The organism is Nocardia bovistercoris, from assembly GCF_015674855.1.
Taxonomy (GTDB): domain Bacteria; phylum Actinomycetota; class Actinomycetes; order Mycobacteriales; family Mycobacteriaceae; genus Nocardia; species Nocardia bovistercoris.
In genome coordinates, this window is the sequence record NZ_JADMLG010000002.1 from 753,383 (window position 1) to 776,360 (window position 22,978).

25 protein-coding genes, 1 tRNA gene and 2 pseudogenes are annotated in these 22,978 nt (G+C 64.7%); 16 read left to right on the forward strand and 12 right to left on the reverse strand.

What is annotated here, in order from left to right; translation table 11 throughout:
• Nucleotides 1-144 precede the first annotated feature (144 nt).
• Both IT779_RS07490 and IT779_RS07495 read right to left on the reverse strand, forming a co-directional pair.
• Complete coding sequence (locus tag IT779_RS07490) at nucleotides 145-1,407, reverse strand: glycosyltransferase 87 family protein (protein ID WP_332838701.1); 1,263 nt, start codon at nucleotides 1,405-1,407, stop codon at nucleotides 145-147.
• A 165-nt stretch (nucleotides 1,408-1,572) separates the two neighbouring features.
• On the reverse strand, nucleotides 1,573-1,821 hold the full coding sequence (locus IT779_RS07495; protein WP_232541479.1) for a hypothetical protein: 249 nt from the start codon (nucleotides 1,819-1,821) through the stop codon (nucleotides 1,573-1,575).
• Nucleotides 1,822-2,065: 244 nt separating this feature from the next.
• On the opposite strand from IT779_RS07495, the gene IT779_RS07500 reads away from it, so the two are divergent.
• Nucleotides 2,066-2,869 (forward strand): DUF1460 domain-containing protein, encoded by an 804-nt coding sequence (locus IT779_RS07500; RefSeq protein ID WP_196148397.1) that lies wholly within the window; start codon nucleotides 2,066-2,068, stop codon nucleotides 2,867-2,869.
• 287 nt (nucleotides 2,870-3,156) lie between these two features.
• On the opposite strand, the gene IT779_RS07505 is transcribed toward IT779_RS07500, so the two are convergent.
• The 3 genes from IT779_RS07505 to IT779_RS07515 all read right to left on the reverse strand — a co-directional run bounded on the left by IT779_RS07505 (nucleotide 3,157) and on the right by IT779_RS07515 (nucleotide 8,712).
• Nucleotides 3,157-5,370, reverse strand: a complete 2,214-nt coding sequence (locus IT779_RS07505; protein ID WP_196148579.1) for an MMPL family transporter — start codon at nucleotides 5,368-5,370, stop codon at nucleotides 3,157-3,159.
• Nucleotides 5,371-5,392: 22 nt separating this feature from the next.
• Nucleotides 5,393-6,982, reverse strand: coding sequence for an ArnT family glycosyltransferase (locus IT779_RS07510; RefSeq protein WP_196148398.1), 1,590 nt, complete (start codon nucleotides 6,980-6,982; stop codon nucleotides 5,393-5,395).
• A 782-nt stretch (nucleotides 6,983-7,764) separates the two neighbouring features.
• The gene (locus tag IT779_RS07515) at nucleotides 7,765-8,712 is read right to left on the reverse strand and encodes an ADP-ribosylglycohydrolase family protein (protein ID WP_196148580.1); all 948 of its coding nucleotides are present in this window, start codon (nucleotides 8,710-8,712) and stop codon (nucleotides 7,765-7,767) included.
• Nucleotides 8,713-8,881: 169 nt separating this feature from the next.
• Here IT779_RS07515 and IT779_RS07520 point away from each other — a divergent pair, with 169 nt between their 5' ends.
• The 7 genes from IT779_RS07520 (at nucleotide 8,882) to IT779_RS07550 (ending at nucleotide 13,471) form a co-directional block, all read left to right on the forward strand.
• Entirely contained in the window at nucleotides 8,882-9,190 is a 309-nt protein-coding gene (locus tag IT779_RS07520) for a WXG100 family type VII secretion target (protein ID WP_196148399.1), read from the forward strand.
• 16 nt (nucleotides 9,191-9,206) lie between these two features.
• Nucleotides 9,207-9,509 carry a WXG100 family type VII secretion target gene (locus tag IT779_RS07525; protein ID WP_196148400.1) on the forward strand — a complete coding sequence of 101 codons (303 nt, stop codon included), beginning with the start codon at nucleotides 9,207-9,209 and terminating at the stop codon, nucleotides 9,507-9,509.
• Nucleotides 9,506-10,966, forward strand: a complete 1,461-nt coding sequence (locus tag IT779_RS07530) for a WXG100-like domain-containing protein (RefSeq protein ID WP_196148401.1) — start codon at nucleotides 9,506-9,508, stop codon at nucleotides 10,964-10,966. The genes IT779_RS07525 and IT779_RS07530 overlap by 4 nt, the downstream gene beginning before the upstream one ends.
• Nucleotides 10,967-10,975: 9 nt before the next feature.
• A complete protein-coding gene (locus IT779_RS07535; protein ID WP_196148402.1) occupies nucleotides 10,976-11,311 on the forward strand; it encodes a hypothetical protein in 336 nt (111 codons plus the stop codon).
• A 174-nt stretch (nucleotides 11,312-11,485) separates the two neighbouring features.
• Complete coding sequence (locus tag IT779_RS38715) at nucleotides 11,486-12,739, forward strand: amidase domain-containing protein (RefSeq protein WP_196148403.1); 1,254 nt, start codon at nucleotides 11,486-11,488, stop codon at nucleotides 12,737-12,739.
• Nucleotides 12,740-13,132: a hypothetical protein gene (locus IT779_RS07545; protein WP_196148404.1), complete on the forward strand. Its 393-nt coding sequence runs from the start codon at nucleotides 12,740-12,742 to the stop codon at nucleotides 13,130-13,132. It abuts the gene before it with no gap.
• A gap of 15 nt (nucleotides 13,133-13,147) precedes the next feature.
• A complete protein-coding gene (locus IT779_RS07550) occupies nucleotides 13,148-13,471 on the forward strand; it encodes a hypothetical protein (RefSeq protein WP_196148405.1) in 324 nt (107 codons plus the stop codon).
• 187 nt (nucleotides 13,472-13,658) lie between these two features.
• Here IT779_RS07550 and IT779_RS07555 read toward each other — a convergent pair whose 3' ends face one another.
• Together IT779_RS07555 and IT779_RS07560 are read right to left on the reverse strand one after the other, a co-directional pair.
• Nucleotides 13,659-14,120, reverse strand: coding sequence for an SLATT domain-containing protein (locus tag IT779_RS07555; RefSeq protein ID WP_196148406.1), 462 nt, complete (start codon nucleotides 14,118-14,120; stop codon nucleotides 13,659-13,661).
• A 264-nt stretch (nucleotides 14,121-14,384) separates the two neighbouring features.
• Nucleotides 14,385-14,816, reverse strand: coding sequence for a MarR family winged helix-turn-helix transcriptional regulator (locus IT779_RS07560; protein WP_196148407.1), 432 nt, complete (start codon nucleotides 14,814-14,816; stop codon nucleotides 14,385-14,387).
• A gap of 97 nt (nucleotides 14,817-14,913) precedes the next feature.
• Between IT779_RS07560 and IT779_RS07565 the strand changes: the two genes are divergently transcribed.
• From IT779_RS07565 to IT779_RS07595, 8 genes and pseudogenes are all read left to right on the forward strand, one after another.
• Nucleotides 14,914-15,333, forward strand: coding sequence for a GlcG/HbpS family heme-binding protein (locus IT779_RS07565; protein WP_196148408.1), 420 nt, complete (start codon nucleotides 14,914-14,916; stop codon nucleotides 15,331-15,333).
• A gap of 165 nt (nucleotides 15,334-15,498) precedes the next feature.
• Nucleotides 15,499-15,771, forward strand: a complete 273-nt coding sequence (locus IT779_RS07570; protein WP_196148409.1) for a type II toxin-antitoxin system Phd/YefM family antitoxin — start codon at nucleotides 15,499-15,501, stop codon at nucleotides 15,769-15,771.
• Nucleotides 15,768-16,037: a Txe/YoeB family addiction module toxin gene (locus IT779_RS07575; protein WP_332838702.1), complete on the forward strand. Its 270-nt coding sequence runs from the start codon at nucleotides 15,768-15,770 to the stop codon at nucleotides 16,035-16,037. Before IT779_RS07570 ends, IT779_RS07575 begins: the two co-directional genes overlap by 4 nt.
• Nucleotides 16,038-16,295: 258 nt before the next feature.
• Nucleotides 16,296-16,430, forward strand: a pseudogene (locus IT779_RS39035) (hypothetical protein); the annotation flags it as partial.
• A 142-nt stretch (nucleotides 16,431-16,572) separates the two neighbouring features.
• Nucleotides 16,573-16,899 carry a hypothetical protein gene (locus IT779_RS07580; RefSeq protein ID WP_196148410.1) on the forward strand — a complete coding sequence of 109 codons (327 nt, stop codon included), beginning with the start codon at nucleotides 16,573-16,575 and terminating at the stop codon, nucleotides 16,897-16,899.
• 98 nt (nucleotides 16,900-16,997) lie between these two features.
• Nucleotides 16,998-17,174, forward strand: a pseudogene (locus IT779_RS07585) (IS1634 family transposase); the annotation flags it as partial.
• 155 nt (nucleotides 17,175-17,329) lie between these two features.
• Nucleotides 17,330-17,659, forward strand: coding sequence for a FitA-like ribbon-helix-helix domain-containing protein (locus IT779_RS07590; RefSeq protein WP_196148411.1), 330 nt, complete (start codon nucleotides 17,330-17,332; stop codon nucleotides 17,657-17,659).
• A complete protein-coding gene (locus IT779_RS07595; protein WP_196148412.1) occupies nucleotides 17,656-18,081 on the forward strand; it encodes a type II toxin-antitoxin system VapC family toxin in 426 nt (141 codons plus the stop codon). Before IT779_RS07590 ends, IT779_RS07595 begins: the two co-directional genes overlap by 4 nt.
• A gap of 200 nt (nucleotides 18,082-18,281) precedes the next feature.
• Here IT779_RS07595 and IT779_RS07600 read toward each other — a convergent pair.
• The 5 genes from IT779_RS07600 to IT779_RS07620 all read right to left on the reverse strand — a co-directional run bounded on the left by IT779_RS07600 (nucleotide 18,282) and on the right by IT779_RS07620 (nucleotide 22,945).
• Nucleotides 18,282-18,354: transfer RNA gene (locus IT779_RS07600), tRNA-Ala, on the reverse strand.
• Between the two features lie 84 nt (nucleotides 18,355-18,438).
• On the reverse strand, nucleotides 18,439-19,599 hold the full coding sequence (gene sepX, locus IT779_RS07605) for a divisome protein SepX/GlpR (protein WP_196148413.1): 1,161 nt from the start codon (nucleotides 19,597-19,599) through the stop codon (nucleotides 18,439-18,441).
• A gap of 298 nt (nucleotides 19,600-19,897) precedes the next feature.
• The gene (locus tag IT779_RS07610; RefSeq protein WP_196148414.1) at nucleotides 19,898-20,548 is read right to left on the reverse strand and encodes a GNAT family N-acetyltransferase; all 651 of its coding nucleotides are present in this window, start codon (nucleotides 20,546-20,548) and stop codon (nucleotides 19,898-19,900) included.
• 12 nt (nucleotides 20,549-20,560) lie between these two features.
• On the reverse strand, nucleotides 20,561-21,820 hold the full coding sequence (glp, locus tag IT779_RS07615) for a molybdotransferase-like divisome protein Glp (protein ID WP_196148415.1): 1,260 nt from the start codon (nucleotides 21,818-21,820) through the stop codon (nucleotides 20,561-20,563).
• Between the two features lie 168 nt (nucleotides 21,821-21,988).
• On the reverse strand, nucleotides 21,989-22,945 hold the full coding sequence (locus tag IT779_RS07620; protein WP_196148416.1) for a UTP--glucose-1-phosphate uridylyltransferase: 957 nt from the start codon (nucleotides 22,943-22,945) through the stop codon (nucleotides 21,989-21,991).
• Nucleotides 22,946-22,978: the final 33 nt, after the last annotated feature.

Genomic DNA, 22,978 nt, shown 5'->3' on the forward strand with positions numbered 1-22,978 from the left:
CCGGTCACCGAACCCCTCGATGACCATCTACTGATCTGAACAGTAGATGAACAACCTGAGACCATCACGTGCGTTTTCTCAGGAACGCATTACCACTACGAAGAACAGGTCACGATCGCGGTTGATTACGTAAGCACCACGTATTCAGTCGACCGAGACCGTGCTCCGCGCTCGACTCGCACCGGCATCGTCCGGCGACTCGACCGAAAGTCCCATTTCCGCGCATCCCACATCGACAGCGGATTCGTCGACGCCACGCTCGATCCGCCGCACCAGCACCGTGCACCCGATCATCAGCGCGAAGTAGACGATCACATAGATGTTCGTCAGAATCGGCGACACCGGCCACGACGGCGGCAACAGGAACACGCCGATGGAAACCCACGTGGCACTCCAGTGATACGCCCACGCACACGCCGCCAGATACAGCGCGCCCGCAGCCGCCCACCACAGCCGCCGATACTGCGCGCGATGCACCAGGTACACCAGCAGCGGCACGAACCAAACCCAATGATGTCCCCACGAATACGGCGAAACCACACACGCGGTGAGCCCGGTCAGGATCACCGCGAGCAGCCGCTCACCACAGCGCGACAACGCGAGCACCAGGCGCAGACTCGCCGCCACCACCGCGCCCGCCAGCAGCAGCCACAACCACATCGGCGCGGGCCCGCCGACCAGATGGGCGATCGTACCGCGCAAGGACTGATTCGCCGGATGGGTGTCGTCGGCGATCCGACTCGACTGGAAGAACGTGGAGGTCCAATACTTTCGCGAATCCGCGGGCAACACCACCCAGCTCACCACCACCGTCGCGGCGAACACCGCGACCGCCGTCGCCGCCGAACGCCACTGCCGCAGCGCGAGGAACTGGACAACGAAGTAGCCGGGCACCAACTTGATGCCCGCCGCGATCCCCACCCCGACACCGCGACCGACGGCACGCTCCCCGCGCGCGGAATCCCACAGCACCAACAACATCAAGACGAGATTGATCTGCCCGTAGTAGAGGGTCGTCCGCACCGGCTCCAGAAACAGGCAGGTCAGCGTGAGCAGCACACTGACGCCGACGAGCGAGCGAGTGCGGCGATAGCCGAGGATGCGCCAACTCATCAGCACACACCCGAACAGCACCGCCACATTCACCGCGAGCCAGGTGTCGGTGACCGCCGACCACGGCACCCGCTCGATCGGCAGGAACGCCAGCGCCGAGAACGGCGTATACGTGTAGAGCAGGCCGTAGAACGTCGGCTCGGTGTACAGCGGGCGGTCGTGCAGTATCCGCCACGCCCCGTCGCGATAGACGTGCACGTCCAACCCGCCGACGAGGATGCCCGACTTGTCCAGCCACGGATCCACGGTGGTGAACAACAGCGTCAACGCGAGGATTGCGCCCGATAACAGCACGAAAAACGTTGGCCTGGTTCCGGGAAAGTCCAGTGGCCGCGAATTACGCACGAACACTGAACTTACCCAGCGACCGGATCTCAAACCTGTGACGAACATCCCCCCGGACATAGCTCACATCACGTTTGCGCCCCCGACCTGGCTAACGTCCGAGCCGAGGACGTGTCACCGCTCCGGCGCGCCCAACTCGGGAAAACTGACACGCAGATTGTCCAGACATCGATGGACCTCGCGAAGTTCACGACGCAGCAACTGCGACTCCGTAGTCGCGCGCGGGGTGCCGCGACTGGTCACCCCCATGGCCCGGATCGCGGAATCGAGGGTCTCGGCTTCGGTGCGCAGCAGGTCGTAGAACACCCGCGCCTGTTCCACATCGGATAGATCCCGCACAAGTCCCTCACCGTCACGCAGCATCCGGTCGGCACCCCGTGCCCGGCGCACCGCATCACTGCCATTCATGGTTACGCGCAGGTGAATGATCGTCAAACGGCAGCGAAGCTGCACGCTGTCGGCGTCGCGCGATACCGAGTGTCACCCTCGGCACGCCGCGAGCGCTCACGACTGGCTGTCCGATACGTCCCATCCTCGATGACCTGCCACCGACCTCGCATACGCCAGCTAGCCTTGACCCCGAACCCGCCGAACCCGTGGAGGAATATTGCGCACCCTCGGTCGATTCCTGATCCTCGTCCTCGCGCTCACCGGCTGTTTCGCCCTCACCGGCCCCGCCGCCACCGCGGACCCGGTCACCATCGACGAGACCACCGCCCGGGAAATCGACGACATCCTCGCCCAGCGCGCCGCCACCCCCGGCCTCGGCAAAGCCGACCTCGTAGAACTGCTCTCCCGCAAATTCCTCGGCACCCCCTACGGCGCGAACATGCTCATCGGCTCCGCCTCCCGCCCCGAACAACTCGTCATCGACTTCCGCCGCGTCGACTGTTTCACCTACCTCGACTACGCGGCCGCACTGGCGGACTCCACCACCCGCGACGATTTCGTCGCCAACCTCATCCGCACCCGCTACACCGACGGCCGCGTCGAATTCACCCAACGCCGCCACTTCTTCACCGACTGGTCGCGAACCCCCAAACCCAACGCCACCGACATCACCGCGACCCTCACCCCCCGAGCGTCGACGATCACCAAGGACCTCAACGCCAAAGCCGACGGCAGCACCTACCTCCCCGGCCTCCCCGTAGTCCGCCGCGCGATCACCTACATCCCCAGCGAATCCGTGGACGCCGACGTCCTCGCCCAACTCCACAACGGCGACTACATCGGCGCCTACACCCCCCAACCCGGCCTCGACGTAACCCACGTGGGCATCTACACCACCACCCCCACGGGCCCCGCCCTCCGCAACGCCTCCTCCCTCACCGAAAACAACAAGGTAGTCGACTCCCCTTTCCTCGACTACCTCCGAACCATCCCCGGAATAGTCGTCCTCCGCGCCCAGTAACCCCACTCCTTGCACACATCCTGTCGGACACCCACGGCCGACAGAAGTTCCGCCACGACGGATCCATTCGCACGACACAGTCAGAGCTCGTGCGGCGGTAGATCGTAGGAATCTGAGAACAACTCACGGTCGCGCTTGCGAATCGCGCCTGACTTCCCCGTGCTCGGCGGCCCCTGATGGCCGTCATCTCACTGCCCAGCGCTTGTTCGACGGCTTGTCGCTGACGCTCGTCGAGGGTGCGGCCAAGCCAGTCCGCTGACGTGGTTTCGACCACCGCCCCCAGCGCCTTACCGTTGTGCCCCTACAACATAGCGTCCCGATACCTCGACGACTCCGGGGCGTTCGTCGTCGAGGACGAGTTCGCCCAAGCCGATCTTCTGTTGGATCTTCTTCATCCAGTTCGGCGCCCACCAGCAGCGGTCACCGAGCAGTTTCATCGTCGCGGGCACGACGAGCATGCGCAGCACGGTGGCGTCGATGAGCAGCGCGGCGATCATGCCGTAGGCGATGTACTGCATCAACACCAGATCGGAGAAGGCGAAGGCGCCGGTGACGACGAGCAGGATCAGTGCGGCGGCGGTGATGATGCGGCCGGTGTGCGCGGTGCCGACGCGGATCGCGTCGGTGGTCGACGCCCCTTTCGCGCGTGCTTCGACCATGCGGGAGAGCAGGAAGACCTCGTAGTCGGTGGACAGGCCGTAGATGAGGGCGACGATCAGGACCAGCACGTTCGCCTGGATGGGTTGGGGGGTGAAGTTCAGCAGCCCGGCGCCGTGGCCGTCGATGAAGATCCAGGTGAGGATGCCGAGGGTGGAGCCGAGTCCGAGCGCGCTCGTTATCGCCGCCTTGATCGGCAGGATCAGCGAGCCGAAGGTCAGGAACATCAGCAGGGTCGTGACGAGCAGGACGAGTCCGATCATCAGCGGTATGCGTTTCTTCAGCCCGTCGAGACTGTCCTTCTGAACAGCGGGCACCCCGCCGACGAACATCCGCACCCCGTCGGGACTGCGGATCGAGCGCAGGTACTCGATGGTGGCGCCCGCCCGGCGGGAGTCCGTCAGCAGCGCTCTGGTCCGGTAGATCTCCGGTCGTGCGGTCGATCGCTGTGGAACATCGAATTTCCCCGCCAGTCCCGGCGCGTCGTTCGCCTGCTTCCACGCGGCCCCGACCGCGAAGCTGTCGGCGGCGACGAAGACCAGTTCGATCGGGTCGGACCTGCGAACGGGGAACAACTCGTCGATCCGCTCCTGCGCGAGGCGAGTCTCGTTGTCCGGTGGCAGGTATCGCTCGCTGTATCCGCCGAAGGCCAGATTCCGCACGGGCAGGATCAACAACAGCAGCAGAACACACAGAGTGCCGCCGACTCGCAGCGGATACCGCATCACCCAGCGCGCGGTCCTGCCCCAGAAGCTGTTCTCGACCTCCGCCGCCGTCCTGGTTTTCCGCAATCGCCTCGAGCCCAACATATCCACGCGCGGACCGAGGATGGCCAGCAGCGCGGGCAAGACCGTGACCGCGGTGAACGCCGCCAACGACACGGCGGAAATAGCACCGTAGGCAATCGATTTCAGGAACCCCTGCGGGAAGATCAGCATGCCACCCGCACTCGCGATGATCATCGTCGCCGAGAACACCACCGTGCGCCCCGCGGTCAGCACCGTGCGCCGCACCGCCGCCGGGGTGTCGTATCCCTCGGCGAGTTCTTCCCGGAAGCGACTCACGACGAACAGGCCGTAGTCGATGGCCAAACCAAGGCCGATCATGGAGATAACCGGTGCCACAAAGGAATTGATCTCGGTGTATTCGGCTGCGAATCGGATGATCCCGTTCGCCCCGATCATCGTCAACCCGCCGACGACGAGCGGCAGCGCGGCGGCGACCAAGCCACCGAAGACGACGATCAGCAGCACCGCCACCAGGGGGAACGCGAGAAGTTCCATGCGCCGGATGTCGTCGGCCATGGTGTCGTTGAGCGTGCCCGCCACCGGCCGCAGACCACCGACCTGGACCACAACGCCGGGAATGTCGAAGGCGCCCTCGACCTCTCGATAGTTGCGGAGCATCTCGTTGTCGTTGTCGCCGCGAATGGCGATCGTCGCCACGGCGTACTTCTTGTCGGGCGTCGCGAACGGCGATCCGCTCGCCCTGCCGGTTTCGGTGCGCCAATAGGCGCCGTTGATCCCGGTGATCTGTCCGGGGTGTCGGCGCGGCAGGCTGTCGAGATGCTCGACGACCGTCCGACCGAACTCTGGATCGTCGACGGTCGACCCGTGCGGCGCGGTGTAGAGCACGACCACGTCGACATCGTGGCCCTGCGCGAATGCCGCGCCGATCAGTTGCGCGGCGCGCGTTGAGTCCGACCCCGGATCGTCGAGCCCCCCGGCACTGAGATGTTCTCCGAGACCGAGGCCGTACGCGCCCAACGCGAGCAGTCCGGCGACCACGGCGCCGAGCACGGCGAACCGCAGCCGATGCACCAGATCACCCCAGCGCGCGAACACCATTGGCCCCGTTTCGTTCCGCTCAGCGAGTAGGTCGAGTCGTGGCCTTGGGGTCGCGCCAGAGGCCGAGGTCGAAGTACAGCGTGGTCATCGAGTCCCACGCGACGGACCAGCGCTGCTTCGGCCCTCGACATTTCCAGACGGCGACCATGCGGTCGATACCGGGTATCCCCATGGGATCGTCGACCTGCGCCACCCGCTCCACCCGCTCGAAACGGTTTCGCAGTTCGGGCTCCGCGGTGTCCAACCCGACGTAGATCACCGATGTCGCCGAATCCGGTGGCGGGCCGAAGAATCCGAAACCACGGCTCGGACTGTAGGTGGCGGGCAGGTCGTATTGCCCGCCGAACTGCTCGACAGCGCCCGCCTGCCAATAACCTTGAGCGATGATGACGGCGTGCGCCTTCTCGGCGGGCGTCAAGGTGTCATATCCCGCATCGACGGCGGCGACCATCCGCGTCCAATTGGTGGTGCCCCAGAACGCCGACCGGAAGCCGAGATCGATGGCGTTCTCGGGCACGGTGCGCCAACCGGGCGGCAGCGGCAGGACGGTGAGCGAGGCGATGAACGTCAGCACCGTGAGCACGACGGTCGGGATCATCGCCAGGTTCATCCACCGCTTCCGGTCGTAGCGCCACAGGGCGACGGCGCCGAGAGCGAACATGGCCGGGAAGAAGCCCGTCGGATAGTACGGCCGACCGTGGGTGATGATGACGAACGTGGTCATGATCACCAGCGCGACCGCGATGAAGCGATACGGGCGCAGCGCCTCCTGCCTGCACACACCCCAGAACCCGACCGCGATCAGCAACGATCCGAGAAAGCCCGCCAAGCCGAGCCACTGCGGCAGGAACCCGATCGGACCGTAGCCCGTCGCGTCCTGCTCCGCGCCGATGATCGCGCCCATGGCCAACTGCGGCCAATTGTGTTGTGACTGCCAATACAGAATCGGGATCAAGGACGAGGCGAGGATTCCCGTCGACACCCACAGCGCCGGGCGGCGCAGCATTTCCCTCGGACCGCAGAGGATCACGCCGAGACCGAGGCAGGCCCAGACCAGCGGGATCATCCATTTCACCTGCATATCCAGGGCGGCGACCAGTCCGGCGATCACGATGAGCCGATCCTGGCGAGTACGAACCCAACGGATGAACAGCCATGTGATCACCGCCGTGAGCGTGGCGTCGAAGGAGAAAGTGCTCAACGCGACCTGGGTGGCCAGCAGGTAGGACGTGGCGTAGGTGCCCGCCGCGAGCAGCTGCACGCGACGACTGCCCCGGAGTTCGTAGGCGATCAACGCCGCGACCACGATCGCGCCGACGCCCATGATGACGGCCGGAAACCGCAGCGCCGTCACCGATCCCGGTGCGAGCAGGTCCGCGATCCGGGCGAAGAGCGGCACGATGACGCCCTGGTCCGCGTAGGTGTAGTCGAGCCGCCGTCCGGCTGAGAGGAAGTAGAGTTCGTCGCCGAAGAAGTCGTAGCGCCCGGCCGTGGCCGTGAGCGCGATCGTGGAAATCAGGGCCATCAGCGCGACACCGCGAACCGCGAACTCCGGATGCCCGTCCGAAATGGCCATCGGCTCGGTGCGCGCCGCAACGACCGCCGTCATGAACTGCCCCCAAGAAATTTCGACAGATGCGCCGAAGACACCGGGCGATTCCCCGCAGCCGACTTCAGCCGCGCGGGCCGTCGTGGTCGTGCTCGGCCTGTGTAACCGTGGGAATGCTAGCTTCGCATCACCGGAACTCGCAAATTCACCGGTAAATCTGCGATAGCGCATCGCTTTTAGTACCGGCAATTAATTGGCGATCGGCTGCCGCTACCGGCGTGAACAGGGTTCCTAAATGCGGATATCCAAGATACGTACCGGTAATTATCGACTTGCCGACCCGCTGCGGCAGGCACCGGACTCGGAAGCCTCTAGGCTGGTAATTCGAGTCACCCGAGAAGAAATCACCGGTTCCGAGTCACGCGATCTCGACACACTCGATACGAGTCATGCAAAGAGCAGGTCATCGCATGGATATACGCGAGCTGGAGTTGCGCGCCGAGTCCCCGCAGGCGGACCTCGGTCACCGCCGAGCATGGTCTCCTACTACCCACTTCGGGGACTCGCCGCGAGCCGATCGGACACCAACTATCGGGCATCGACCTTCCGCGGCATCGACTCGATCTGCGCCCGGGATCGGATCCGGCGGCGACCACCACATCCTACGAAGGCGATTATCGTTCCGGACAAGCCGAGCAACCGACGAGACACATATACCAATCCCGTACTCGCCGTTTAGCCTATCGGGAGTTGCCGGCGGATTTTCATACGTCATTCACTGCAACGAATTGAATCGACACACCGAACGCATCATGCAGCCTCAAGAAATTCGAATACGGGTACTAGAACCATCTTCGGAGGAGGCCGGACCTGAGCTTTTTTCGCCGTCTATTACGCCCGGTCGGGTCGAGCCAGCCAGGCAGCGGTTCTCGAGCGGCGAGCCATATGCCAGGTATTCCGGCGAGCGCGGACCGGTCACCGACACCGGTGTGAGCCGCGACGATACCGCCGACAATGGCGCCGGTGGTGTCGATATCTCCGTCCGCGGCGACACACGTGAGGATCGCGGTCGGGAAATCGCCCAGATGCGTTGCCGCGACCCACATGGTGAACGGCACCGTATTCTGCGCGGTGACCAACGACCCGTTGCCGAGTTCCGCCGCGGCTTCTTCGGCGGAGGCGCTGAGCATTCCGCGAGCGCGGCGTATCAGTCGGGCGGTCTCACCGTCGCCGAGGCGATCCAGGACCGCGGTGATGAACTCGCCTGGCGTAGGCCGAATCCCGGTGACCCGCGCGTGCGCGGCGAGACCAGCCGCCAAAGCCACCGCGACCGCCCCGCTCACCCCTTCCGGATGCAGATGCGTCACCTGCGCCGACCGGATCGCCTCGACGACAATCTTTTCCGGATCACCGGCGAAGAAGGCGCCTAACGGCGCGACCCGCATGGCCGCGCCGTTACCACACGATCCCTGGTCACCGAACGCGGCCGCGGCGGCCTTCCGCCAGTGCATACCGTCGCGCACCCGACGCAAGGTGTCGACCGTCGCGAAACCGTAGTCACGATGCGGCTGAAACCGCCGAGCGAACGCGACAGCCAGCCGATCCTGATCGATCCCGCCGTGCCCACACAGTTCGGCGACCACCGAGCAAGCCATCTCGGTGTCATCGGTCCACCCCAACGGCCCCGCCGTCGAATCCACCGTCCGCAGATCGGAAACCGACCGACCCATGATCGGAAAATGCTGCCCCAACGCATCCCCCACCGACAACCCATCCAAGGAATCGAACATCAAGTCGACGTGCACCCTCCCGACAGTAGCCGCGCCGAAACACCGCCCTTCGCCGAGCGCTGACACAGGTCGGCGCGCACGGTAGCCGCGCAAGGCGAGCCGGCCATCATCGCGAGTACGGTCTGTCGGATAGCCTGAGCGCTCGGGCCGAAGTCGAAGGGGGCTGCAAGTGGCAGAAGCGTCGTTGTCGATCGAGCTAGCGGAAGTCCAGGCGTTGGGGCGCTTGGCCTACACCATCGCGACGGAATGCAAGTCGGGGTATTCGACGCTGGTCGCCGATACCCGGTTCACGATCGACAGTTGGTCCGGGAACAACTCCGATACCTTCGCGGCAGGCTGGTCGGAGTTCCACGAGGGCGCCGATCAGGTATGGGATGCGTTGTTCGAGTTGGCGGAAAAGCTGGGCGTCACAGCTGAAACCCTGGCTACCACCGATCAGACCCGCGCGACGGGACTCAGTTCTCTCGACCTGCCCTGAACGGAATCCGGTCTTCATGACATCCGAAACACCCGCGTTCTCGGTCGATCTCGACCAACTCGACGATCTCGCCGCCCGAATGCGCGGCTATGCCGACGCGGTCGCCGAGCGGCTGAGCGAACTCGAGCAGAAAGCCAAGGAAGCCGAAGCCGTGTGGGCCGGGTCAGCGGCGGTCGCATATCGCCAGGCACACACCGAATGGGTCGCCGGAGTGACCGATATGCGGGAAGGTCTCGCGGCGTTGGAAGCTGCCGTGAAAACCGCGCACACGGGCTACACCGACGCTGTCACCGAGGGCCGAAGGATCCTCGGCATATGACGGTCGCGGTTGATCCCACCTCCTATTACAAGGCCGCCACCCTCTGCTTCGATTCGGCGGACGCGCTGTGGGACAGCTTCCGATACGTATTCAGCGAACTGTCCGGTTGCGGGGCGATGGCGGGTATCGATGAGGACGGCCGAAAGTGGGCGGCCTCCTACAACCAGTCCGCCGCCGAGGCCGTGACGTTCTTCGAATCCACCTACACCGCGCTGTATTCCTATGGCGTCGCGCTCAACGATCTCGGTTTCACCCATGCCCGATCCGACGCCACGCTGAAGGGCACCGCGCAGCCCGAACGGCCGAAAGATCCGGCAGGCAAAGCGTTCGGGCCCTACGCCGTCCCCGCCGCGGCGGGCGGGGCCGGGATCGGTCTGGCCGAGACCGCCGTCGAAGTCCTCGACGCCATCAACTGCCCACTGCCGGACGGCAACACCGACAAACTCGCCAAAGCAGCCGAAGCGTGGGATCGACTCGGCACGATCTATCAGAACACCAACGCCAAGGACAAGATCACCATCGCGGGCACGCTGTTCACCGACGTGCTGTCCGACGACGTGATCCAGGTCCGCGAAGACCTGAAAACGTTGGAGAACTCGATCGGTGAACTGCTCACCTCCTGCGTGACGATCAGCAAATCCTCCACCGATTACCGGGATTCGATCCAGGAACTGCGTAACCAGATCAAAGGCTTCATCGAGGCCATCATCACCGAGGCCGCGATCAATGTGGCGATCACCGTCGTCGCGTCGTGCCTGACCGGTGTCGGCGGTGTGATCGCCGGAGCCAAGGCCGTCGAATCCGCCCGCCGCTGGGCGGTGAAGATCCAGGAAGCCGTGAAGGGATGGCGAATACGCAAGGCGTTGCAGCTCAAAGGCGTGGACGAGAACTCGCTGGCCGCGATCGCCAAAAGCCGGAAAACCACCCAGGACCTCCGCGATCGGCTCGGCACACCCACCGGCGGCCGACAACCGAAAATCGTGCCGTCCAACACACGGGCACTGACCGACGAGGATCGGTGGGCGCTACTGCAAGGGCCGAGCGACCGCAGCGGCAGATCTTTGACCGAAATGCTGCGCCGCGGCGAAACCCTCACTCCCGACCAGCAGCGTCAGGTCGACGCGTTCAACGAGGCGCTGAGTAAGCTACCCGCACACGAGGGCCCGGTAACCCGACACACCAACCTCACCCAGCAGCAACTCGACCAATACGTTCCGGGACAGGCGCATTCCGAGGTCGGTTTCACCTCGACCAGCACCAGACCCCAAGGCTCGAACGAACTGCTGGTGAACGGCTCCAACGTCGAGTTCCAGATCGCATCCAAGACCGGCCGCGACTACACCGCATACGGAACCCCCGACGAGATCCTTTTCCCATCGGGCACGAACTTCTTCGTCAACAGCAAAACCATCGATCCGGCGACCGGCAAGGTTGTCATCCGAATGTCCGAGATGTGAGAGGGAACGATGCCGAAGAAAATCGGAGGCAAAATCTTCTACACCGCCGAGGAGACCGAGCAATTGGGCCTGCGACCCTCCGCGGAGGAAATCGCCCGCACCGAGCAGATGTTCGCGGAATGGGAGGAACGTAAACGCGCCGCAGGCCCGGCGCCGGAGGGCACGATTCCCGCCGGTTTCGGCGGCCGATTCTCCGACGATCTCGCAGGCACCGAATACGAAGGCTGGACCCGAGACCCCGGCACGAACCAGTGGTACGACAAGGAAGGTCGACCGGTCTACTACGACCAGAACCGTGGATGCTATCTCGACGAATCCGGTCGCCAGATCGACTCGAAACGCTAGCAACGCCCCGGGTTCGACGCCAGGACACAGTCAGTGCCGGAGGTGAGAAGGAAACCGGATGCTAGACTCCGAAAACTGTTCGCTGTTGTCATCAGTAACTGGGGGAGGGGGCCGCATGCCGTCGCAGTGGTGTGATCGAGGGGTGTCCAAGCCCGCGTTGGGGACGGGTTTTCGGTGAATCTCGAGCAACTCCGTCACGCCGATCCGGGAAAGTGGCAAGCAGCTGCGGATGATCTGCTCGCCGCTGCGAAGGACTGCGAAGAGGCGGTGGCCGAGATTCACGCCAATGGCACGAAACGGCTGGAGGAATCATGGCCGGATTACCTCGGCGATATCGTTCGCAGCCGGATCACCGAGGTGACAGGCAAACTGGAAGAGATCGGTGTTCTGCTGCGCGGAGCGGTAACCGCGCTCGACACGTTGGAAGATGCCGCGCGGATCGCTCAGTCACAAGCAGGCGCGGCTATTTCGGCCGCAGTGGTGGTGGGCCTCCAGGTGACAGGAGATTTGGTCTCGATACCCGCCGATCATCACGATCCGGATTCGGTGGTCGATGACAGGGATCGATGTGCCGCCCTGATCAAGGATGCCGTCGACGCCGCCACCAAGGCCGACGAGGAAGTGGCGGGCGCTCTCCGCAAACTCGCTATCAGTGTCGACAGCAGTTTGCTGGATGAGGCACGCAAGCAGCAGGCAGCGGCAGTCGAGGACGCGCTCGACGCGATCCGAGAGACACTACCGAAGGGACAGTCACCCGAGGCCGTGAAACAGTGGTGGAACTCGCTGCCAGTCGATCGACAGCAAGATCTTATGCTTGCGGTCCCGGTGGAGTTGCACGATCTCGACGGAGTGCCCGACAGTGTCAAGAAAGAACTGGAAGGATCCAACGGCTACAACGCGGTCAAGGCAGTCCAGTTCGCGCGAGAACACGCCAACGACACCTCGATCGATATCTTCGACAACAACTGCGCCAACTTCGTTTCCACCACCTTGGCCTCCGCCGGGCTGGAATACAAGGGCGGTTCGACGTTGGATTCGGACGGGTGGGGCCGAAGCAGAGCAGCCGGGATCAATTTCGATCCACCCGGCCCAGGATCACTGCAAGGTTTGAGCCATACCGATACCTGGATAAACGCCGAAAAACAGAAGAAATTTTTTCTCGATAACGGCGCCCAGGAAGTCGGTACCACCGGTGCGAAACCCGGAGATCTCGTCTATTGGGAGCACACACAGAACGTGGGCGACTACACGGCGGGACAAGCGCACCACACGGCCGTGGTCACCGCTGTGCTCCCGAACGGCGATGTCCTGTATTCCCAGCACACGACGAACGGCAAGGATCTGAGCCTCACCGACCGGGTCGGCTTCGCGAATCAAGACGGCGGCACACAGAATGTCCGGATCATTCGCCCGAAGGAGACATGGTAGGTGAAGCTCTCAACCCGCTCCGCCGTTGGCGTAGCGGTCGCCGCCATCGCGGGCGCGCTCATCGCGCTCGTCGTGGCCGACAGGCTACTCGACGACCGGAAGAAAGAACTGCTCGCCACCGGATGCAAAAAGGTGGTGGATGTTCCAAGTGCCGCGACCCTGCTCAATTATCTCGGTGTGACACTACTGGTTGTCGCGCTGGTATCGCTCGTGATCGTGGTAGTGACGGTAGCCAGGGGTACTGCTCGCTTCAGGGCGCTGTCGATCGTCGCAACGGCATTCGTCTTCGTCGTCGTGGGTCTGTATGCCGCCTTGGTCGCGGCGGGAACGGTTTCGCCGAGTTCAGACGAGCCGAGTGCCCGCCATTATCACCCCTGCGGCTCCGGTTTCTGAAAGGACAGGTCTGTAATGGGCGACATTTGTGTGGATCCTGATGGTGCTCGACAGGCCGGTGCTGCCATTTCTGCGAATACCGCCGATTCGAGAGCGCGGGTGGAGACGCAGTTCGATGAAGCAGCGCCTGCCGCGCAAGCGAACGAGGGCTGGAAAACCGGGCCCGCACTCGTCGACTTCGCCTACATTCGGAAAAGGGACATCCTGTCCTGCCTCGATGAGTTGGACAGTATCGGTCAGAAGATCATCGAGACGATCACGGTGCGGGTTCGGGTCGACCAGAGCTACGCGACAAGTCTGGATCGAGTCGGGAAAGCCGTCGATGCCATGTCGGAATAGGTTGTGTCAGCACGGTCATTGGTGGCCGACTTGCCGCACCGAGTGGCCACCGTGCGCCAGTTGCAGCGCCGAGGAGACGGAAACGAGGGCCTGCGCCGCACCGCATCACTCTCGATGACACCCGACGCCACCACATAGCCTGGAGCTCGGCGACGAGCGTGGCGTCGGAACAGCGGAGCGTTGTGCGTCAACGCTCAGAGTGTTCACGCAGTCCGATCCAGCTGGTACCCAACTGCTCCCAAATTCGTTGGTACGCATCGAAGGTTTCGCGGACTCGCTGAGGATCGAGCTGATCGGAGGCAGTTGTGGCGACATAGAACCCCAACTCGTCCCTGAGCCGATTGAATCGATATGAAGCTTCCTCCATGGCAACCCACAGGGGCCGCCACGCGAAGAACGACTCGAGCGCACTGAACGTAGTGACCACGGCTACCAGCGCGAAAGCCGTGCCGGTCCACGGATCGAGGTTTTGCAGCCCGAGGATGATCGTCGACGCAGCCGAGCAGCCGACCAGCACTACGCGCAGCACGACTGCTCGCCATCGGAATCCGCGCTTGCGACGCCTGGCGTACGCGTGACCGGCATCGATCTGAGCGTGGACGTAGGCAGCAAGTTCTAAAGGTGTTAGCCCAGAAGGCAAGTCGCTCACGCGCTGACAATAGCGGCAGCGGCTCGGTACGCTCGCCTCATTCGGGCCGGCCCACCCAAGCCAGGAGGTCCGGCGCCGGAATCCTCCGAGGGGGACGTGGGCCTATCGTTCCGCGGCCCGAGCCCGTCGACGGGCCTGCGATTCGGGTCCGTGCCGGCAGGTACCCGGCGGGGGTGAGCGGCCGCGCCCGGAGGTGCCGCACCGGCCGTCCTGCCGATCAGTCACTCAGTAGCGGAAGCGCGCATCGACATCTGCGTCGATGATCTACTCGAGCACGCGGGCGAGCAGGGTAGCCAGTTGCTTGCGATCGGTGGCCGACAAAGCGACGAGCAGGTCGTTCTGGACAGTCGAGAGTGTCGAGTCCAGTTCTTCGAGACGCTGTCGGCCCGAGGGGGTCACGGTGATCAGATTGCGGCGTCGATCGCTGGGATCCGAGGTCCGTGCGACGTGGCCCTGCGCGGTCAGCTCCCCGAGCATCGCGTGCATATCGCTCTGGTCGATTCCGCACCGTCGACCGATCCGCACCTGACTGTCCGGGCCGAACTCGTCGAGTGCGGCGAGGATCGCGAAGTGGTAGGCGCGACCGTCGACCGCGGCCATTGCCTCGCCGATGAGCCGGTGCGCCCGCACGGCCGCCTTACTGATCAGCCAGGTCGGCTTGTTGCGTAGGCGCGTTGGCGTCTCCTCCAGCTCCATGCGCGAAAGTCTAGCCAAACTCTTGGTCCGTCCCACGGAATCAGATATCCTTGGCACATCCAAGCTTGGTTGATCCAAGAGATTTGAAGGTGGAACGATGTCACTCACTTCGGAACAGGCGCGAGCCGTCAGCGCCCGGATACGCGCACATGCCACCGGACTCGGCGCGCGAGTCACGGTCGCGATCGTCGACGCGGGCGGACACGTGCTACTCGTCGATCGCATGGACGGCGCACCGCCGCTGTCGGCTCGAATCGCCCCGGCGAAAGCGTCCGGCGTGGCGCTGTTCCATCGCGACGGCAACGAACTGGTACGCCTACAGCAGGCATGGCCCGCACTATTCGCGCAGATGGATCAGGTTGCGGGCGCTCCCGTTATCGCAGGCGCGGGTTCTCGGCTGATCCGACGCGAGGACGCCGTCATCGGCGCGATCGCGGTCAGCGGAGGCATACCCGAACAGGACGACGCGTGCGCCGAAGTCGGCCTCGCCGCACTCGCAACCACCGCGACGGCATAACCGACGCCGACCACGTCGATCTTCCCTGCGATGGCGCTCGCCGAGAGTGTCATCGAGCAGCGTGAACAACCGAACGCCTCGCCGGGTGTCACCGCGACCTTATGGATTCCTGATCACGTACACTATTCTGTACTAGACAGGGTGGCAGTAAGGGAAGGGGGCTGCATGCGGGCTATGCACAGCACCGAGGCACGTCAGAACTGGTCCGAAGTACTGGACGCAGCCACCGAGGACAACGACCAAGTCGTGATCACTCGGTCCGGCGGCAAGGAGCCCGCCGTGGTGATCTCGCTGGCCGAATACAACTCCTTGAAAGAAACCGCCTATGTCCTGTCCACCAGGGCCAACACCCGCCGCTTGGTCGAGTCGATCGCCAACCTGGAATCAGGCAGGGTGGAAGCCCACGAGCTGATCGAACCCGCGGACAACGACGAGTGAGCCGCAAGGCGGTGTTCGACTCCAACGGGTGGGAGGACTACAGCGGATGGCTTGCCCGCGACCGTAGATTGCTCGGCAAAGTCAACCGCCTGATCGAGGACATCCGACGCAACGGCAACGCCGAGGGCATCGGCAAGCCGGAACCGTTGCGGCACAACCTGGCCGGACTGTGGTCACGGCGGATAACCGACGAACACCGGCTGATCTACGTGGCCGACGACGACCACGTGACGATCGTTGCCTGTCGCCACCACTACGACGATTGACCACAACCACAAAGGCACAGGGGAGAAAAGGGCCGCAGATCATTACTCGCCCCGCGCCCCTTCCGCTGTGGACCTCGCGAGAACCTACTACCCGAATCAGAGCCACTCGACGCAACCACGAGCCCAGGGTCCGCGAATCCGAGAAGTACTTTCAGAGCAGTGAGGGATACAACGGCACCGACGACCGCCGCGACGCGTGCAGGCATTGCATCTGGATGGGGATGATGACCGCGTGGGGCACCGCGGGAATTCGCCCGCGACATTGCCGATACACATGAGACAGATTCGCCCGCCGCGCCCAACGATCCGCAATACAGCGCGGCGTCGAAGCGAATGGACCTGTACAACAACGAGACCGGCATCGCGGTCGGACTCCGCCACGACGACGATACCGAAAGCATTGTCAGCGAATGTGTTTCCATCGCGCCCAACGACCAGGACACCCCCAGGGCGCGGTCCCCGACGCGTCACAGAATTCCGGTAAAACACCCTTATCTACTTCAGCGGCCCCGACTGAATGGAGGACAATTCCACCGTGCCACCGCGCGACAGCCGAACCCCGATCGCCCGCACCGTCGAGAGCGCAGTCCAGATCGTGCTGGGTTTCGCCGCGGGCGGACTCCTGTACTGGGCTGCTCTACTGATCGTCTTGTGGGCCGAGACCAGCGTCTTCGACGCCGATCTCCCCTTCGGCATCGATGTCTGGTTCTTTCCCGTCTTCCCGATCCTGGCCCTGGGCGCCTACCTGCGCTACGCACTACCAAGATTCGCGATCGCCTGGATCGCCCTCATCACGGGATGCCTATTAGTCGGCGCGGGATTCTCGGTCCTACTCCTCACCTGGAGCACACCTTCGGACTGATCAGCCACTCCCTTGAAGCGCGGTCGTGGCGCGATTCTTCGCGAGCCACCGTCACGGGCGACGCCTACACCGACCTCGTCACCGCCGGTCCGGAGTTCGTGATCAGCGTCTACCACCAGCTCTGGCACATCGAGAAAAGTTTCCGCATGTCCAAGAGCGACCTCGCCGCCCGGCCCATCTACCACCACAATCGCGAATCGATCGACGCCCACCTCGCCATCGTGTTCGCCGCCTTGGCCGTCTCCCGCTGGATCGAACACCGAACCGGCTGGAGCACGGATCGTGGATGGTTCAGACTCGCCAACCAGAACCACGGATTCTGGACGAACCGACGTATCGATACACCTACTGTTCAAGATCTCTGCGCCCACACGGTCGATCCCCGTCGAGACTGAGTGCAGTCTGAGTGCATTCCGATATCATTGACTTCATGGCGACCATCAAGACACCGAAGACCCAGAAGGCGCGTAGGACGACCACCAAAGATGCCGCGGCCCGCAAAGCGACACCGACCAACCTGAACGTTCGCAACCTCGATCCCGTCATCAAGGCGACCATCCAACGCCGGGCCACTCGTCATGGCAGATCCATGGAAGCCGAGGTACGAGACATCCTCACTCGCGCCGCCACCGAGGACGACACCCCGACAACCAACCCTCTGTCCGGGGCTGCCCTGTTCACCCGGCTGGCCGAGCTTCGACAAGCCCTCGATGGCGACGTGCCGGAAATCGATGTACGCCATGAAAATTCGAAACAGTGATCATTCTCGACACCAATGTCATCGCCGCTGCGATGACACCTGAGAAGTATCCGATCGTCGCCGCCTGGTTGCTCACCCAACCGACCGTCTACACGACTTCCGTCACAGTCATGGAGACCCTCAACGGCATCTACGCGCTCGACACAGGCAAGAAGCGCGCCGCGCTCGACATCGCGGCCGATGCCGTGTTCGCCCCTCTCCAGGCAGCCGGGCGGGTACTGACGTTCGACTACACCGCCGCCTTCTACTACGCGACCTTGATGGTGAAGCGCCCCAAACCCACGGCCGGGGAAGTCCTCGACGCACAGATCGCGGCTATCGCCCTGGCCCACGACGCGACCGTGGCAACCCAGAACGTGAAGGACTTCGCAGGCAAGGGCGTGAAGCTGCTCGACCCGTCCACAGGCACACACCACGGATAGACACACCTCGACTCTTCGATATCGAGTCGACCACCAGCAGGAGGACAGGCCACCATCAAGCTGAGCTTCCACCACCGGAGACTCCGTGATCACTTGACCCATGACCGACCCTCGTGAACGACCGACCACGAGCGCGGTGTTCGCGCAACGCCACACAACAGCGAAGCCGCAGATCCATGACCTGCGGCTTCGCTGTGAAGTGGAGCTAAGGGGAATCGAACCCCTGACCTTCTCGATGCGAACGAGACGCGCTACCAACTGCGCTATAGCCCCGCGGGGCTCCCGGGGGAACCGCGCTGGGTAACTGTAGCAAAGGTTGCGTCCGGAGTCCGAATCGGCTGGTCGGAGGCAGTTTTGTCAGGCGCCTGCGGCGCGACGGAGATCGTTGGCGGCGGCTCGGCGCAGGGCGCGGGCGGTGGCGGGGTCGAAGGGGTCCAGGTGGTGGAAGGACGGGTCTTCGTCGTCGGGTTCCAGGAGGGTGGAGCGGCGGCGTAGGGCGCGGGCGGTGTCGCGGTCCATGTCGCGGCGGGCTTGTTGTTCGGTGTAGCGGGTGTGTTCGGCTTCGGCTTCGTCGCGGTGGCCGCGGTGTAGGCGGGCGGCGCGGCGGCGGCGGATCTCCTCTTCCATGCGGACCTGTTTGCGCAGATACGCGAGGTAGGTGCCGAGGATGAGGAGGGCAAGGCCGCAGGACCACCAGAAGGCGGGGGTGACGGCGATGCCGAGGCCGCCCGCGAGGATGGCGGCGAGGACGAGGGTGAGGACGGCGCGTTGCCGGAAGGTGTAGCGGGCGGCACGGGCCATGGCGTCGGCTTCGGGGTCGTAGCCGCCGCGGCCGCGTCGGGTCGGCACGAATTCGGGGTCGTCGCGGTATTCACCGGATTCGGGGAATTCGCCGGGGTATTCGTCGTCTTCGGGGAAATCGCCGGGTTCGGCGTCGTCGGCGACGCGGGCGGGCGCCATCGACCGAGCGGGCGGAATGCGGGCCGCGGTCGGATCGCGATACTCGTCGGCCACGTCGTCATCATCGGCCGGATCGGCGGAATCCGCAGCGGATCCGTCGGTTACCGCGTCGGTGTCGTCCGAATCGGTATGCCCGGAATCGTAATTCTCGTCGGACGGATCTGATTCGGGCGCTTCGGCGAGTTCGGCGTCGGCGATATCGTCGGCGGTTTCGACGGTGTCGGGCAGGTTTTTTCCCGCCTCGAGCGCGGGCAGACGCTCCAACTCCTGGTCGGCCTCGGTGACTTCCTCGTCGGCCGGTGTTCTCATCCGGTCCTCCGCATCATCGCTGTGTGAGAGCTTTCTCTGCGCTCGGGTCGGCCGATAGTCCGGATCGCTGTCATGTCCGGCGGCCGGTCCTTTCTTCGTGCGCCGCTTGGAACCGCCGCGGTGCAGGACGCGTGTTGCCAGTGCCACATCGGTGGTCTGCCGGATCCGGGGGTGCCGGTCGGCGAGTATCGGGAACAGCACGAAGACCCAGAGCATCACGAGGCCGATCCACAGCAGCGAATTCGGCATACCGTGTCAGCACCTCCGTCCCCGTGTGAATTCTCCGTTCGGCCCGCGAATTTCCGACCCCGTGCCCCCTCTGCCGTGCGTTCGCTCAGTGCAAAACGGACGGACGCGAGTCCGGTCGCCGGTCACCCAGCGGGCGCCTTGCCGGGGGTGCGGAACGCACCTCCGACGTCCGTAGATTAATTCCGGGCCGTGGGACTTTCCGGCAGGCGCGCCGTGCACACAAGTCACACTGGTAACAGAGTTCCCATGTTCGCGACACGTGTGGACACGGGATATCGCCCTCATCGCGGTGCGGCGCCTACGGGAGTACGGCCCGGCCGTCGCGGACCAGACGGTCCACCACGGTGCCACTCAGCTCTTCCACGGTCAGCCCGACCAGCACGTGATCTCGCCACGCGCCGTCGACATCCAGATATCGCTGCAACAGCCCCTCTTCGCGGAATCCGACATTGCGCAGTACGGCTTGGCTCGGGAGATTCTCCGGGCGCACGGTGGCCTCGACTCGATGCAGACCGACCGGCCCGAAACAATGGTCGAGGCCGAGCGCGAGCGCGGCGGTCGCGACGCCCTGGCCGCCGAGTTCCTTGGCCACCCAATATCCGATCCAGGCCGATCGCAGCGCGCCGCGCACGATATTGCCGATGGTCAATTGGCCGCTGAAATGCCCGTCCACCTCGATCACCAACGGAATCATCGAACCGCGCCTGGCTTCGGCTTTCAGACTCGACCACAGCGAAGGCCAGTTGCTCGCGTGATTGCGGGCCTCCCAGGCACCGCGGCCGGTGGGCTCCCACGGTTCCAGATGTTCCCTGTCGTGCAAGCGAATCCGGCTCCACGCCGAGGCGTCGCGCAGGCGCACGGGCCGCAGGGTGACCCGCCCCGCGGCGACGGTCAACGGTCCGAGGTGCGCGGGCCATCCGGGATGTTGGGTCACCCGGAAAACGTTCATAGTGTCCACGCCTCAGCCACGCTGCGCGAGAAAGGCGACTCTGACCTCGTCGCCGGTGCGGATCTCGGTGTCGTCGGGATCGATCACGATCAGGCTGTTCGCCTCGGCCAGGGTGGCGAGCAGATGCGACGACGAACCCGCGGCGCCGCCGAGCGGTTGCACGAGATAGTCGCCGGTGGCCTCGTCGCGCATCAGCTGAGCGCGCAGAAAACCCTTGCGACCGGCCATGGAGGTGATCGGCGTGATCGTCCTCGCACGGATGACCCGGCGCATGGGATGTCTGCGCCCGAGCGCTATGCGGATCAACGGTCGCACCATCACCTCGAAAACTACAAGGGCGCCAACGGGATTGGAAGGCAGCAGGAAGGTCGGCACCTCGTCGCGTCCCAGCCTGCCGAAACCCTGGACCGAACCCGGATGCATGGCGACACGGGCGATCTCCAACTCCCCCAGCCCTTCCAGGGCCTCCTTCACCTGTTCGGAGGCCCAGCCGCCGACCGCGCCCGCGATCACCACGACCTCCGAACGCACCAGTTGCCCCTCGACCACATCGCGCAGCCGACGCGGATCGTCGCTGACGATCCCGACGCGGTTCACATCGGCGCCCGCGTCGCGCGCGGCGGCGGCCAACGCGTAGGAGTTCACGTCGTAGACCTGGCCGGGGCCGGGCGTCCGATCGATATCGATGAGTTCGCCGCCGAGGGAGATGACCGAGAGCCGAGGGCGCGGATGCACGAGCACCTTGTCCTGGCCGACCGCGGCGAGCAGGCCGACCTGGGCGGGCCCGATGATGGTGCCCGCGCGCACCGCGACATCGCCGGGCTGCACGTCGTCGCCGATGCGGCGCACGTAGTCACCCGAGCGCACCGGCTCGTAGACCTTGATCCTGGCGCGGCCGCCGTCGGTGAAATCCAGCGGCAGCACCGCGTCGGCGAGGGTCGGCAGTGGCGCGCCGGTGTCGACGCGCACCGTCTGGCGCGGCTGCAACCGGATGGGCTGGCGCGAACCGGCCACCACCTCGCCGACCACCGGGAGGGTGAGGTCGACCAGATCGCCTTCCTCGTTGCGGATGTCCGAACCGGCCGCCGCGACATCGACGCTGCGCACCGCGTAGCCGTCGATGGCGGCCTGGTCGAATCCGGGCAGCGGCCGCTCGGTCACCACATCCTCGGCGCACAGCAGGCCCTGGGCCTCGGAGATCGCGACCCGGACCGGCCGCGGCGCGACCGCCGCCGCGGTCACCTTGATCTGCTGATCCTCAACCGAGCGCATCCAGCCCTTCCTCGATCCTCTCCACACCTCGACGGTTCACAGCCACCGACGCGGCCCCTCGCGCGTTGCGCGACGCACGCCGCCGCCGGGTGATTCGCACGCCCGTTGGCGGTGAACCAGTAATTCGTACCCGACGATTCACCGCGAGCGAAACCCGACCGCGACCGCTCAGTCGTAGGTCGTCAGCTGCGGATCCCAATCGGGACCGAGTCGATGCTGCAACCACTCCCGCAGGGCCGGGCCGTATTCCTCCCGCTCCAAGGCGAAATCGACCGCAGCACGAAGATAACCTCCGGGGTTGCCCAAATCGTGGCGCGACCCACGGTGCACGACCACGTGCACCGGATGCCCTTCCTCGATGAGCAGCGCGATCGCGTCGGTGAGTTGGAGTTCACCGCCCGCGCCGGGCTCGATGCGGCGCAGCGCGTCGAAGATGGCTCGGTCCAACAGGTATCGGCCCGCGGCCGCGTAGCTGGACGGCGCGTCCTGCAGGGCGGGCTTCTCCACCATGCCGTTGACCCGCATCACATTCGGGTTGACGGCGTCGGGCACGGTCGCCACGTCGAACACGCCGTAGGCGCTGACCTGATCCTTCGGAACGTCGATGGCGCACAGCACGGTTCCGCCGCGTTTGCGGCGCACCCGGCTCATGACGTCGAGCACGCCGACCGGCAGCACCAGATCGTCGGGCAGCAGCACCGCGATGGCGTCCTCGTCGTCGTCGAGCACGCTCTCGGCCTGGGCGACCGCGTGCCCGAGACCGAGCGGTTCCTCCTGCACCACCGAGGTCACCGCGAGCAGCGCGGGCGCCTTGCGCACCTTCTCGAGCAGCTGGAATTTGCCGCGTTCGGCGAGCGTGCTCTCCAGCACGAGATCCTCGACGAAATGCGCGACGACACCGTCCTTGCCCGGCGAGGTGACGATCACCAGCCGGTCGGCGCCGGAATCGGCGGCCTCGGCCGCGACCAGCTCGATACCGGGTGTGTCGACCACCGGCAGCAATTCCTTGGGCACCGTCTTGGTCGCGGGCAGGAACCGCGTCCCGAGTCCGGCCGCGGGGACGACGGCGGTGCGGAAACACGAAACCGGTGCGTCAGCCGCGGACTTTCCGGCCTTTGCTGTCATACGTCTACCCTATCCATCCAGTACTCGGCCCAT